The organism is Luteimonas chenhongjianii (assembly GCF_002327105.1).
Classification (GTDB): domain Bacteria; phylum Pseudomonadota; class Gammaproteobacteria; order Xanthomonadales; family Xanthomonadaceae; genus Luteimonas; species Luteimonas chenhongjianii.
This window is the reverse complement of the sequence record NZ_CP023406.1, coordinates 719,203-732,868: the sequence shown is the minus strand read 5'-3', so window position 1 is coordinate 732,868 and position 13,666 is coordinate 719,203. Positions and strand designations below refer to the sequence as shown.

Annotated in this window: 12 protein-coding genes; 4 read left to right on the top strand and 8 right to left on the bottom strand. The window is 69.6% G+C overall.

What is annotated here, in order from left to right; genetic code table 11:
- Nucleotides 1–26 precede the first annotated feature (26 nt).
- Entirely contained in the window at nt 27–2,423 is a 2,397-nt protein-coding gene (locus tag CNR27_RS03320) for a sodium:solute symporter (RefSeq protein ID WP_096296929.1), read from the bottom strand.
- 47 nt (nt 2,424–2,470) lie between these two features.
- Nucleotides 2,471–3,352, bottom strand: a complete 882-nt coding sequence (locus CNR27_RS03315; RefSeq protein ID WP_096296928.1) for an HpcH/HpaI aldolase/citrate lyase family protein — start codon at nt 3,350–3,352, stop codon at nt 2,471–2,473.
- A gap of 348 nt (nt 3,353–3,700) precedes the next feature.
- On the opposite strand from CNR27_RS03315, the gene CNR27_RS03310 reads away from it, so the two are divergent.
- Nucleotides 3,701–4,717, top strand: coding sequence for a 3-oxoacyl-ACP synthase III (locus CNR27_RS03310; protein WP_096296927.1), 1,017 nt, complete (start codon nt 3,701–3,703; stop codon nt 4,715–4,717).
- A 97-nt stretch (nt 4,718–4,814) separates the two neighbouring features.
- Here the strand turns inward: CNR27_RS03310 and CNR27_RS03305 are convergent, their stop codons facing one another.
- Both CNR27_RS03305 and CNR27_RS03300 read right to left on the bottom strand, forming a co-directional pair.
- Nucleotides 4,815–6,533: a GAF domain-containing protein gene (locus CNR27_RS03305; RefSeq protein ID WP_179948215.1), complete on the bottom strand. Its 1,719-nt coding sequence runs from the start codon at nt 6,531–6,533 to the stop codon at nt 4,815–4,817.
- Nucleotides 6,530–7,120, bottom strand: coding sequence for a biliverdin-producing heme oxygenase (locus CNR27_RS03300; protein ID WP_096296925.1), 591 nt, complete (start codon nt 7,118–7,120; stop codon nt 6,530–6,532). Before CNR27_RS03300 ends, CNR27_RS03305 begins: the two co-directional genes overlap by 4 nt.
- Nucleotides 7,121–7,274: 154 nt before the next feature.
- Here CNR27_RS03300 and CNR27_RS03295 point away from each other — a divergent pair, with 154 nt between their 5' ends.
- Nucleotides 7,275–8,177 (top strand): alpha/beta fold hydrolase, encoded by a 903-nt coding sequence (locus CNR27_RS03295; RefSeq protein WP_425435474.1) that lies wholly within the window; start codon nt 7,275–7,277, stop codon nt 8,175–8,177.
- A gap of 38 nt (nt 8,178–8,215) precedes the next feature.
- Here the strand turns inward: CNR27_RS03295 and CNR27_RS03290 are convergent, their stop codons facing one another.
- Together CNR27_RS03290 and CNR27_RS03285 are read right to left on the bottom strand one after the other, a co-directional pair.
- On the bottom strand, nt 8,216–8,650 hold the full coding sequence (locus CNR27_RS03290; protein ID WP_096296924.1) for a YkgJ family cysteine cluster protein: 435 nt from the start codon (nt 8,648–8,650) through the stop codon (nt 8,216–8,218).
- Nucleotides 8,651–8,743: 93 nt separating this feature from the next.
- A complete protein-coding gene (locus tag CNR27_RS03285; protein ID WP_096296923.1) occupies nt 8,744–9,214 on the bottom strand; it encodes a YiiD C-terminal domain-containing protein in 471 nt (156 codons plus the stop codon).
- 66 nt (nt 9,215–9,280) lie between these two features.
- Between CNR27_RS03285 and CNR27_RS03280 the strand changes: the two genes are divergently transcribed.
- Both CNR27_RS03280 and CNR27_RS03275 read left to right on the top strand, forming a co-directional pair.
- A complete protein-coding gene (locus tag CNR27_RS03280; RefSeq protein ID WP_096296922.1) occupies nt 9,281–10,075 on the top strand; it encodes a uroporphyrinogen-III synthase in 795 nt (264 codons plus the stop codon).
- Nucleotides 10,076–10,206: 131 nt separating this feature from the next.
- Nucleotides 10,207–11,490, top strand: coding sequence for a heme biosynthesis protein HemY (locus CNR27_RS03275; protein ID WP_096296921.1), 1,284 nt, complete (start codon nt 10,207–10,209; stop codon nt 11,488–11,490).
- A gap of 193 nt (nt 11,491–11,683) precedes the next feature.
- On the opposite strand, the gene CNR27_RS03270 is transcribed toward CNR27_RS03275, so the two are convergent.
- On the bottom strand, nt 11,684–12,241 hold the full coding sequence (locus CNR27_RS03270) for a hypothetical protein (protein ID WP_096296920.1): 558 nt from the start codon (nt 12,239–12,241) through the stop codon (nt 11,684–11,686).
- A 17-nt stretch (nt 12,242–12,258) separates the two neighbouring features.
- On the bottom strand, nt 12,259–13,536 hold the full coding sequence (locus CNR27_RS03265; RefSeq protein ID WP_096296919.1) for an acetyl-CoA C-acetyltransferase: 1,278 nt from the start codon (nt 13,534–13,536) through the stop codon (nt 12,259–12,261).
- Between the last annotated feature and the right edge of the window lie 130 nt (nt 13,537–13,666).

The following is a 13,666-nucleotide window of genomic DNA, read 5'->3' as shown; positions in this document are numbered from 1 at the left end:
CGCACATGATCTCATCCCCGGCGCGCTCAGCGCGGCGCCGGGGTGTGCACGGTCAGGCCTTCGAGCGACCGCGTGGGCGCCGGGAAGAACAGGCTGGCGACGTAGCCGATCACGATGCACAGCATGATCGAGATGCCGAGATAGAAGTATGGATGCACGAGGTTGTACGACCAGGCCAACGTGGTGAGCACGATCGCCGAGCCGATGCCGATCGCCACGCCTGGCGAGTTCGCGCGGCGGGTGAACATGCCCAGCGTGTACGCGCCTGCGAAGCCGCCGCCGAGAAGGCCGGCGAGTTCGATCGACACGTCGAACAGCGAATGGATGTCGAAGCGCGACAGCAGCAGCGCCAGGGCGATGCCGATCAGGCCGATGACCACCGTCATCCATTCGGCGAAGCGCACGCTGCCGCGCTCGGTCGGCGCCTTCGCCAGACGATCGTAGAAGTCCACCGACAGCAGCGTGGCGCAGCTGTTGATGATGCTCGACAGCGTCGACATCGCGGCCGCGAAGATGCCGGCGATGATCAGCCCGGTCACGCCCACCGGCAGTTCGGCGGCGATGAACAGCGGGAAGGTCGCATCGATCGGCAGCAGCGGGTCGAGGCGCTCCGGGTTCTGCCGGTAATACATCCACAGCGCCGTGCCGATCGAATAGAACACGAAGCCGCCGGGGATCATGATCGCGGCGAACACCCAGATCGAGCGACCCGCTTCCTTGTCGGACTTGGTCGACAGCGAACGCTGCATCAGCACCTGGTCCTTGGGGAACGTCAGCACGACGTCGAACACCACCAGGAAGATGAACCCCCAGACCGTGGCCTTGGTCAGGTCGAAGCTGAAATCCAGCAGTTTCGTCTTGTCTTCCAGCACCACCGCCTCGCGCACCGCGCCGAGGTCGCTGCCCAGCGAGTACAGGATGAAGATGATCGCGAACACCGCGCCGCCCATCTTCACGAACACCTGCACGAAGTCGGTCCACACCACCGCGCGCATGCCGCCCATCACCGTGTAGATGATGGTGAACACCCCCATGATCAGGATGCTCCAGGCGACGTCGATGCCGGTGATCGTGGCGATCGCCAGCGCGGGCAGGAACAGGATCACACTGAGCCGGCTGCCGATCTGCATCAGGATCGCCAGTGCGCTGGCCAGCATGCGGATCGCCGGATGGAAGCGGGTTTCGAGGTACGAGAACACCGACATCAGATCGAGCCGGCGCAGCAGCGGCACGATCCACACCGCCACGAACATCAGTCCCAGCACCGCGACCAGGTTGTTGGTCAGGTATTGCCAGTTGCTCTCGAAAGCCTTGGCGGGAATGGCGATGAAGCTGATCGAACTGGTGTTGGTGGCATACAGGCTCACGCCGGCCGCCCAGAACGGAATGCTGCGACCGCCCATGAAGAATTCGGCTTCCGAGCCGTTCTGTTCGCGCAGGTAGAAGTATCCGCCGATGCCCAGCATCGCGAGCAGGTAGACCCCGATCACCAGCCAGTCGATCCAGTGCAGCAGATGCTGGCCGGACCGCAGGGTGTCGTGATGCAACCGCAACTGCGCGCCGTCGCCCTCGGCCCACAGCAGGCCGTTGCCCCAGCCGGTGGCGAGGCGCAGATCGCCGGAGAGTGTTCCCGGCAGCGGCGCCCACGCATCGGTGATCGTGTGGAACAGACGCAGCTCGGCGGCAGCGCCAGGCGCGGCACGCACCAGGTAGAGGATGTGCGCCTGGCCGATGGCACGGGCGACGCCCGTCTGCGGCGCACCGGGCAACTGGCCACGATCGCTCCAGGCGCCTTCGCTCCAGCGGCGCATATGGCCGTCGGCACTGGTGAGGTAAATCCCTGAGCGTTGCGCCGCAATCGTCACCGGCGCCGCGCCACCAGGCCATGCGTCGAGCGCGCGCCAGGCCTGCGTATCGGACGTGCCCGCCTGCGCAAGAGCGAGGAAGCGGGGGCCGCCATCGTCGCCGAGCCCGGCCACGTAGAGCGTGTCGCCCTGCACCGCCACCTGCGGCTGCTGCAAGGGCTCGGGGAACTCCGCCAGCGGCCGGGCGAGCAACGTCCCGCCGCGCCACGACAGCGCCAGCGGACGGACGGCCCGACCGTCCACTTCCGGCAGCAGGAACGCGCGACCGTCGACGCTGGCCACGGCTGCGACCGGCGCATCCCCCAACCCGGCCGGGATCGCGACCGGCTGCCAGGCGCCCGCATCGGGCGCGAGGATCCAGGCGCGATCACCAGCCAGCGCCAGTGGGCGGTCATCGACCACGACCAGCGCCTGCACATTGGCGGGTTCCGGCAGGGCGGGCAGCGCGCGCGTATCGACCGAGGTGAGGCTGTCGGCCTGTGCCGCCAGCGGCGCGAGCAGCGCGAGGCAGAGCAAGCCTGTCGCCTGCAGGAGGCGGCGCAGGGGATTGCGGGGCATACGGGACGTTCCGGTGGCGGGCGTGGCCGCGATATGTGGGGGATGCGTCATTGCGCCGGGGCGCTGCGGGCGCGCGCGGCGCGGTGAGCCTGGGCCAGCACGCGTTCGGCCCGGCGCAGATAGGGGGCATCGACCATGCGTCCGTCGACGACGCAGACCGCGTTGCCGTCGCGGCGGGCCTCGGCGGCCCCGTCGACGACCCGCTGCGCGCGGGCCAGCTCGTCGGCGTCCACACTGAAGATCGCGTGCGCCAGCGGCACCTGGCGGGGATGGATACAGCTCTTGCCGACGAAGCCGAGCTCGCGCGCGAGCTGCGCCTCGCGCTGGAAACCGGCATCGTCGCCGAGATCGGCCCAGGCGCCGTCGCAGGCGAACACGCCGGCCTCGGCGGCGGCCAGCGCCACCTGCAGCATCACCGCCTGCACATGCGCGGACACGTCGCGGCGGATGCCATTGGGTTCGAACAGGTCGCCGAGGCCGAGTTGCAGGCCGGCCACGCGCGGGTGCGCAGCAGCGATCGCGGCCGCGTTGCGCAGCGCCCTCGGGGTCTCGATGTTCAGCAGCAGGCCGGCCGACGGGGCCAGCCCCAGCGCGCGCTCCTGCGCCTCGATACGCGCGACCGCAGCGCGCACGTCGTCGGCGCTGTCGGTCTTGGGCAGGTTGACCAGGTCCGGGGCGGCCGGCAGGACGGCGGCCAGGTCGGCCTCGAACTCGGGCGATGCGGGTGCATTGGTCCGCACGATCGCCAGCGGCATGCCGGGCCCGCGGGCCCGCGACTGCAGGAATCCCGCTACGTTGCCGCGCGCCTCGGCCTTGCGCGCATCGGCGACGGCGTCCTCGAGGTCGAAGGAGACCGCATCGGCCAGGCCGGTCCAGGCCTTGTCGAACAGGTCCGGGCGTACGCCCGGCACGAACAGTTTGCTGCGCATCGCCCCTCTCCGGTTGCGGGACGCAGTGTGCGTGATGCCCCCCACGGTGGAAGTCGCCCGCGCAATCTTCAGACGATATTTTTTCTGTATTCCGAAGCCGCGATGCAGGCCCGAAAGCGGGTGCAACGCCGCTGCGACCGTGTCTGCCGCGCCGCTCGCCGGGGGGCATGCTGCGCACCCGCGCCACGCCATGGTGAACGCGCACCGGCCGCAGCATCGCAACGGGCGGCGCCATGCCGATGCGCGCGGGACAGCCCTGGGCCGGGCATTCCAGGAGCCCTCCAAATGCGCCACCACGACGAAGCGGGTACCCTATACGGCTCCTTTGCCACATCCGGCGCCCAGCCCATGCTCTTCAAGAACGTCGCCATCGCCGGCCTCGCCCATATCGATGCGCCGCACCGCGTGACCAGCGACGACATCAATGCGCGGCTGAAGCCGACCATCGACCGCCTCGGCATCAAGACCGATGTGCTCAAGGACATCGCCGGCATCCATGCCCGCCGCCTGTGGGACGACGAAGTCCAGGCCTCCGATGCCGCGACCATGGCCGGCCGCAAGGCGCTCGAGGATGCCGGTCTCGACGTGTCGAAGCTGGGCCTGCTGGTCAACACCTCGGTCAGCCGCGACTACCTCGAGCCGTCCACCGCCAGCATCGTCGGCGGCAACCTGGGCATTCCCGATACCTGCCAGAACTACGACCTCGCCAATGCCTGCCTGGCGTTCGTCAACGGCATGGACGTGGCCAGCCGCATGATCGAGCTGGGCGAGATCGATTACGCGCTGATCGTCGATGGCGAGACCGCGAATCTGGCCTACGAGAAGACCATCGAGCGCCTGCTGCGTCCGGAGACGACGGAAGAAGACTTCCGCAACGAGCTGGCCACGCTCACCCTGGGCTGCGGTTCGGCGGCGATGGTGCTGGCCCGCGCCGACCTCCTGCCCGATGCGCCGCGCTACAAGGGTGGCGTGACGCGTTCGGCGACCGAGTGGAACACGCTGTGCCGGGGCAACCTGGACCGCATGGTCACCGACACCCGCATGCTGCTGATGGAAGGCATGAAGCTCGCGCAGAAGACCTTCACCGCCGCGCGCGAAGCGATGGGCTGGGTGGTCGACGAGCTGGACCAGTTCGTGATCCACCAGGTCAGCAAGGTGCACACCGGCGCCTTCGTGCAGACCTTCGGCATCGATCCGAAGAAGGTCCACACGATCTTCGGCGAACACGGCAACATCGGCCCGGCCTCGGTGCCGATCGTGCTGAGCAAGCTCAAGGAGCTGGGCCGCCTGAAGAAGGGCGACCGCATCGCGCTGCTGGGCATCGGTTCGGGCCTGAACTGCTCGATGGCCGAGGTGGAGTGGTAAGTCCCCGGCGCATCCGCCACCGGTAGTCCCGGCTGGATGGACCAGAGATGAAAAAGGCGCCCTCGGGCGCCTTTTTCCGTATGCCGCCGCGACCGCCTCAGTCGTCCACCGCGCTCACCGCACTGATCAGCGACTGCAGCTCGCTTTCCAGGGTATTGATGCGCGCCGACAGCTGGGCCGCCTCGCGCGGACTGACGTGGACCAGGCCTTCGAGCAGTTCGGACAGCTGCAGCAACCGGCCGCGCTGTTCGCGCACGTCGAGGCGGACCCGTCGCGCACTCAGGTCACCCACGCTCGAGTGCGCCGCGCCGCGGCGGTAACGCTCGCGCAGCATCTGGTGCAGACGCCCGACCACGCGGCGGTCGCCGTCACTCCACGGCAACCCGTGGCCGCGCACGGTTTCGTTCCAGGCCGAGAAGCTCGCACGCGGACCGATCTTGCCGCCGTCTCCATCCACGAGGAACGGCTCGTCGGGGCGCCCCGCCCAGCGCACTTCCTCGATCTGCTCGCGCCGGAAGAAGAACAGCCATTCGTTCCGGGACAGGTCCAGGGGAAGCGCCAGTACGCCGGCAAGTCCGTCGGTTTCCCCGGGGCCGCGACACCAGTCCGCGGCATGCTCGGTGGCCACCGGCCCGGCGCCGTTGTGGGTGCGGCGCAACCAGTCGAGCAGGTCCGGCATGCGCGATTCGTTCGGGGTGCGACCGGCGCCGTACCAGTGACCCGCCTGCACCAGGCCGACGCCATCGCAGGCGACCGCCCGGCACAGCAGATCGAGCTCGCCCTGCAGGGCCAGGCGCGGATCGGCGGCGTTGTCCAGGCGCAGCGAGAGCGCATCACGGACGCTGCGTGCGTTTTCTTCCAGCGCCACGGCATCGTGCTGCTCGCGCGAGGCCACGCGCATCGACACGAACAGGCCGAACAGATCGGCGGCGGCGCGGATCCCCGGCGGCACCCGGCGTGCACTGCGGTGGTGGCAGGCGATCAGCCCCCACAGACGCCCGCCGGAAATGATCGAGATCGACATCGACGCCACGACGCCCATGTTGGCGAGGTATTCGAGGTGCACCGGCGAGACGCTGCGCAGCGCCATCTGCCCCAGGTCGAGCGGCGCGCCGCGGCTGTCACGGTCCGGCAGGATCGGCACGGGCACGTAGGTGGCGTCCGGGATCACCCGGATGCGGTTGCGCAGGTACAGCGTGCGCGCCTGCACCGGGATGTCGGAGGGCGGATAGCGCAGACCCAGATAAGTCTGCAGCGCGGAATCGCGGGATTCGGCAACCACCTCACCGGCGTCGTCGTGGCGGAAGCGGTAGACCATCACCCGGTCATAGCCGGTCAACAGGCGCACCTGCTCGGCGACGCGCTGGTTGAAATCGTCGATATCCTCGCTTGCGGCGACGCGCGCGATCATCGTCTGCGCGACGACGGTCGGCGAGCGCTCCCCCGCGCCGCGTGGCTGCGGTTCGATCTCGATGTGCACCAGGCCGTCGGCGACATGCACGCTGATGTCGCACAGGTCCGCCATCGGGCCGATATTGCCGACCGCCGCGCGTTGCGCGGGCGCGCCGGGCTCGCCGAAACCGACCGTCTCGGCGATCGCCTGGATCAGGTCGTCGGTCAGGAACTCGCGCAGCGAGTGCCGCAGCATGCCCGCGGGCTCGGCGCCGGTCAGCGCTTCGACATTCGCCGAGACGTGGCGGATGGTCCAGTCCGGCAGCTGGCAGCTGATCAGGTACCCATGTGGCTGGATGGCGCCCGAAAGATGGATCGGTTCGTTGGCGCACTCCTGAAGTGCGCGTTCGAGCTGTGGATTCATGCTGCGGGCTCCTGGATGGGGGGCGCAGGCATCGCGCCGAAACTGCGCTGGAAACATGACTCGACCAGCAGGAATGCATCGCGCGCGCCCTGCAGCAGACGCGCCCGCGCCGCCTCGGCGCAATCGCCATAGGCATCGAGCCGCTCGAGTACGCGCGACCAGTCGCTGCTGGCCGCATGCCGGGTCAGGAAGCGCGCACCTGCGCCCTCGTCATGCCCCAGCGCCTGCGCGCCACGCACCAGATAACGCGCGCCGAGGCTGCTGCCGGCCATGACGTAGTCCCAACCCAGGCGCTCCTCGGCATCGGCGGCGCGGCCGCGATACCCCGATGGCGGCAGTGGCGTCAGCCGCAGCTGCTGCAGATCCGCGGCCAGCCAGAACGACAGCCGGGGCAGTGCATCGACGACGATTTCGTGGTCGGCAGCGAAGCGGTGCATGCCGACGAGATACCGGCCGTAGGCCAGGCGGGACGCCAGGCCCCCGGCGAAACAGGCATCGACGCGCGCATGAAGATCCGCGGTTCCGGCACGCAGGAACTGGCGTGTACCCGGAGCGTCGACGCTGGATTTGTCGGCGATCGCATTCATTTTTCCAGCATACGCAAGTGTTCTGAACGTCACCGTCGGGTGCCGCACTTAGCGCTGCACTTTTCACGTCGGACCTACGTGCCACCGGCGTTGCGAAGAGCGATCCGGGTGAACTGTCTACAATGTCCGCGTTCATCAATCCGGCGTTCGATGCGTGCAGCTCCCCGACTATCCCTTCCGCGGCCACAGGGTCGAAGTGCGCCCCGGCGTACACATGCATTACCTCGACGAAGGCCCGCGCGACGGCGAGATCGTGCTGATGCTGCATGGCAATCCCTCGTGGAGCTACTACTGGCGGCACCTGGTGCTGGGACTGCGCGATCGCTACCGCTGCATCGTGCCCGACCACATCGGCATGGGCTGGTCGGACAAGCCCGATGACGCGCGCAATGCTTCGCCGCGCTACGACTACACGCTGGCCTCGCGTGTCGAGGACATCGGCGCCCTGCTCGCCCATCTGGGCATCGACGGGCCGGTGACCCTGGCGGTGCATGACTGGGGCGGCATGATCGGCTTCGGCTGGGCGCTCGAGCACATGCCCCAGGTGAAGCGCTTGGTGATCACCAACACCGCGGCGTTTCCGCTGCCGGCCGAGAAGCCGATGCCATGGCAGATCGCGCTGGGGCGCGACTACACGGTGGGCGAGTGGATCATCCGCGGATTCAATGCGTTCTCCAGCGGCGCGTCCTGGCTCGGCGTCGAGACCCGCATGCCGGCCGACGTACGCCGCGCCTATGTCGCGCCCTATGACAGCTGGGCCAACCGCATCTCCACGGTGCGCTTCATGCAGGACATCCCGCTCAGCGCGAAGGACCGCGCCTGGCCCCTGCTCGAGGCTGCCGGCAAGCGCCTGCCGGCGTATGCCGACCGCCCGGCCTTCATCGGCTGGGGCCTGCAGGACTTCGTGTTCGATCGGCACTTCCTCGACGGCTTCCGCGCGGCGCTGCCGCAGGCAGAAGTCATGGCCTTCGAGGACGCAGGGCATTACGTGCTCGAGGACAAGCACGCGGTGCTGGTCCCGGCGATCCGCCGCTTCCTGGACGCCCATCCGCTCTGAGCGCGTCGGCGCGCGCCGGCCCCACTCACTCGCTGGCGTCAGGCCCGCGCCGGCGCGTGATGTGCCGACGCCAGGCTCTCGAATGGCGGTTCGTCACCGGTACTGATGGCGTCGACGTGCACGACGTACACCAGCGCCCAGTCGGCCGCGGTCAGCGCCGGCAGGCCATGGGCAAGCCGCGCCCGGTCGCACTGCGGGCTCGCGGCGCCGTTTTCCCAGGAGGCGGCGACGTCGCGACAGGCGGTGGGGCGCCGCGGATGGATCGTGCAGCGCGAGTACTGGCCGATCCGGGCATCCAGCGCGACGCAACGCGGCTGCGCTTCCCAGGTCCCGCGCATGGCCACCTGGTGACCGCCGAAGGGCTCGGTCGACGCCAGCGGAACCACGCCGCCGCCCGCATCTGTTTCCATCCAGTGCATGGACACCCGGTAATGGGCGCAGCAGGCACCGCAGCTCAGGCAGGGATGGCGCATGGGCGGGATCCGGGACGGCTGCGGGAAGGAGACGGATTTTTCGCAGCGACGGCCCCCGGCACAAGTGCCGCGGACAACGCGCCGCCGCCGGGCTCAGGCCTGGCCGGGCTGACGCAGGAGCGCGACATAGCGCGCCTGCATTTCGGTGCCGATGCTGCCATCGGGCAGGGCGACGCGTGCGGTGAGTCCGACGCGTGCACGCCCGCGCTCGCGCAGGGTGCGTGCGAAGACGTCCCAGTCGCTGTCGGGGTCCAGGCTCGCTTCCGCTTCGAGATCGGCCAGCACGGGCGCCCGGTAGCGGATGCTGGAGTCGGCGACATAGACCTCCGCGTCGAGACCGGCCTGCTCCACCCGCAACGTGACCAGCCCCCAGGCCGCGAGGGTCATCGTCGAGACCAGGCTGCCGCCGAAGGCCGAGCCCTTGTCGTTGACATGGGCCGCGAGCGGCGCATGCAGGCGCAGCCGTTCGCCGTCGTAACCCGCGACCGAAATATTCATTGCCGCCACCGGCGGCATCGAGGCGTAGTGCGCCTCCAGGGCGCGCAGCGAATCTTCAAGTGTCATGCAGGATCCTGTGGAGAGGGCGGGCGCCGGCTTGCGCCGCAACGCAGCACCCACCAAGCTGGGCGCATGCATCGCGCGCCTGCTGTCCCGCAACTCGCGGGATGTTACGTCATCTCCCTGCGACCGGCGGACGCCCATGCGGCCTTGCGGCGGGAAGCTGCCCGCCACGGCGCGCGCACGTTCGCGCTCGCGCCCTGGCGGATCGCCCAGCGCGATGACGCGGACACCCGCGCCGCACTCGCCCATGCCCTTGCCGCCGACGTCGTCGTCTTCACCAGCCCGCCCGCGGCCGCAGCCGCCGCGGCGCTGCAGCCGCTCTGTGCGCGCGCCGGTCAGGCATGGCTTGCGGTCGGCGCGGGCACGGCGCGCGCGCTCGCGCGGGTCGGCGTCGCCGGCGTGCAGTCGCCTGCGCGCATGGACAGCGAAGGCCTGCTGTCGTTGCCGGCGCTCACCGCGGTGGACGGACGCAGCGTTGGCCTGGTGACCGCCCCCGGCGGCCGCGGCGTGATTGCGCAGACACTCGGCAATGCCGGCGCTGACCTGCGCCGCGCCGACGTCTACGTGCGCGAGCCCACGCCGCCGGCGCCTGCGCGCATCGCGCGCCTGCTCGCCCTGCCCGACCCCTGGCTGCTGCCACTGAGCAGCGGCGAAGCCCTGACCCGTACGCTGGCCGCACTGCCCGAGCCCGCGCTCGCTCGACTGCGTCGGGCCCAGGTGCTGGCTGCCAGCGAACGGCTCGAAGCCCTCGCACGCGACTGTGGATTCGCGTGGGTGGAACGCGCCACCGATGCGCGGCCTGCATCGCTGCTGGCGGCGGCGCGTCCGGGGGAGGCTCGGATGAGCCACCACGACAGTCGCTGACCCGGGTTCCGGGCGAGGTTCAGCTGCCCGCGCGACGCCCTTCCATGAATGCGCCCGAGCGTCGCGACAGGCCCGTCACGGCGCGATCTGGCACCGTGTTCACTTCCACCTGCGCCACCCCTGGAGTCGCCATGTCCCTGCTTCGTGCCTTGCTGGTCTGGATCGTCATCGCCCTGGTCGGCGCGCTTGCCGCGCAGCTGCTGCTGTCGAGTGACCCGGGCTACGTGCTGGTCCGCCGCGGCGGCGTCGACTACACGACCACAGTGATCAACGCGATCGCCATGCTGCTCGGCGCACTGGTCGTGCTGTGGCTGCTGGTCTCGCTGCTGATGCTCCCCTTCCGCAGCTGGGGCCGCTATCGCGAGACGCGCGCGCAGAGTCGCCTCGGCGAGGGCCTCGATGCGCTGCACCAGGGCCATTACGCACGCGCAGAGAAGCTGCTGCTGCAGTCGGCCGACGAAAACCCGTATTACGAACCGGCGGCGCGGGTGGCCGCGACCCAGGCCGCGATCACCCGCGGGGATGCGATTGGTGCGCGTGCGCACCTGGACCGCCTCGGCGACCGGCATCCGGCCACGCGCGCGATCGCGCTGGCGGAGATCGCCCTGCTCGAAGAACGTCCGATCGACGCGCTTGCCGCGCTCGAGGCCCCGGCTGCGCAGCCACTGCCGCCGCGCGGTCTCGCGCTGCGTGCCGATGCCTGGGCGATGACCGGCCACGCCGCGGAAGCCTACGGGCTGCTCGGCGCACTGCGTCGCCAGAACGCACTGAGCGATGCGCAACTCGAGCTGCGCGAGAACCGCTGGGCCGCGGCATCGTTGCGTGAGGCGCCGGAACCCAACGTCCTGGCCGAGCGCTGGGAAGCGCTGCCCAAAGCCACCCGCACCCAGGCGGCCGTGGTGCTGGCCTACGCTGATCGGGCGAGCGCACTCGGCTGGCATGACGCGGCGCTCAAGAGTCTCGAAACCGCGCTCGATGCGCGTTGGGACGAACGCGTCGCCGCGCGCTACGCGACTCTGGAGATCGGCGACCCGGCGCATCGCCAGGCGCGCCTGGAGCGGTGGCTCAATGCGCATCCCGCCAGCCCTGGCGTGATGCTCGGCCTCGCCCGCCTGCACCATATGCAGCGCGACTGGATCAACGCGCGCGGTTACCTGCAGCGCGCCATCGACCAGGGCGCAGGCAGCGAAGCCTGGATGGTGATGGGCGACGGCTACGCCGCCAGCGGCGACGATCGCAACGCGCGCCTGTGTTACGCCAACGCGCTGCGCGCCGCCCGCAACGAGCCGGTGGTTGCGCTTCCAGCGGCGACCGCCACGTTCGACGAGGCGCCGATCGAAGCCGAGATGCGCGACGCGCATGGCCTGCCGTACGTGGACGGCGATGCGCCCCCGCATGCGACGGAGCGGTTCTGAGCCGACGCGCGTGAGGGGATCTGCCGGTTCGCCGGAGCATTTCCGTGCAGGCTCGGCGCACGACCCGCGCTGAGCATGGGCGGTGGCGCGGGCCGTCCACGCGGTCCGCTTGCGCATCGGGCGACAGGCTCCGCGTCCATCGGGTCCTGCCGACGCGCGAGCCCGCGGCCTCAGCCGCGAGGTCCGCGGCGCATCAGCGCATCAGACGATGGATGGCAACCGCCGCGTCGACGGCCTGATCGAGCGTGTATTCCGCCGCGCGGCCGCGGCCATTGGACGCCAGCGTCACCGTGACCGGCCCGACGATCACCTGGGGCCCGACCGGGCCGAGCGGTGCATTGCCGTCGAGCAGACCGTCGGGAATGGCAACGAATCCGCCCAGCGGCGATACCCGCGGATCCTCCACGTACATGCCGGCGCGCTGCATGTCGGTTGCGGTCAGCGGCACCTGGTCGACGATGATGAAGGTTCCCAGCGCGGCGCCGTCCTCGCTCCCGCGCCAGACGCAGCTGAGATCGTAATTCTCCGGCGATTGCTGACGCGTACCGGCCTCGTCGACCACGACAAGGCCCTCGACCAGATCGCCCAGTGCAGTTGCGATCGCGGCGCAGTCGGGCAAGGCTTCCGGTGGTGGAGGCGCGGCGATGATTTGGGGGCCGCTCGCCACGGGCGTGTCTTCTCCGCCGCAGCCCGCCAGCGCGAGTACCGCGGCGGCGAGCAGGCCGAGCCGGCCGGGATTGCAGATGGGCATATGGCAGGCTCCGCGTTTCAGCGTTCGAGAATCGCGACCACGCCCATGCCGCCGGCGGTGCAGATGGAGATCAGCGCACGTCCACCGCCACGTTCCTTGAGCTGCTTGGCGGCGGTAGCGACCACGCGCGCGCCGGTCGCGGCGAAGGGATGCCCGGTCGCCAGCGACGAGCCCAGCGGGTTGATCCTGGCCGGGTCGATCCGGCCCAGCGGCGCCGAAAGGCCCAGCCGCGTGCGGCAGTATTCCTCGCTTTCCCATGCGCGCAGCGTGCACAGCACCTGCGCGGCGAAGGCTTCGTGGATCTCATAGATGTCGAAGTCCTGCAGGGTCAGGCCGTTGCGCGCGAGCATCTCGGCCACTGCGACGGTCGGGGCCATCAGCAGGCCTTCGCCATGCACGAAGTCGACCGCCGACACGTGCGCGTCGCGGATGTGGCACAGCACTTCGTGACCGTGGGTCGCGGCCCATTCGTCGCTGGACAGCAGGCACGCGGCAGCGCCGTCGGTCAACGGCGTGGAATTGGCGGCCGTCAGCGTGCCGCGGCCCGATGTCTTGTCGAACGCTGGCTTGAGCGTCGCCAGCTTGGCGATCGTCGTATCGGGCCGGAGGATGTTGTCGCGCGAGACGCCGCGGAAGTTCACCACCAGATCATCGAAGAAGCCGCGCTCGTAGGCAGCGGCCAGCTTGTGGTGCGAGGCAACCGCGAGCTCGTCCTGCGAATCGCGGGCGATGTTCCACTGCTTGGCCATGTCCTCGCAGTGCTCACCCATCGACTTGCCGGTGCGCGGCTCGGCGACGCCGGGGAAATCAGGCTTGAGTTCGCGCAGGCGGAAGCCCTTGAAGGCAGCCAGCTTGTCGCGCGTGGTCTTGGCCGCGTTGGCCGCCAGCAAGCGTCGACGCAGCGCGCGGCCATAGACGATCGGCACGTCGGACGTGGTGTCCGAGCCGCCGCCGATGCCGGACTCGATCTGGCCCGTCGCGATCTTGTTGCCGATGGTGATGATCGAATCGAGCGAGGTGCCGCAGGCGCGCTGGAGGGTGATGCCCGGGGTCAGCGCCGACAGGCCCGAGGACAGAGCGGCTTCGCGGCCCAGGTTCCAGTCGCTGGAATGCTTGATCACCGCGCCCATCGCGACTTCGCCGAGCTGTTGACCGTGCAGCCCGAAACGCTCGACCAGGGCCCCCAGCGTACGGACCGACATCCCCAGATTTCCCACGTCCGCATAGGCGGTGTTCTGACGACAAAACGGGATACGGACGCCACCCAGCACGGCGACGGGACGACCTAGCAGCATCGGTATGACCTCGACAGGACCTGCGTGAGCCTGTCCCGGAATGGGACGGGCATAATGTGAACGAGTGTATCCACGATGATGTGCACGGCCAATGACCGCAGATCCCGACATTTCCCGACATGATGTTGCC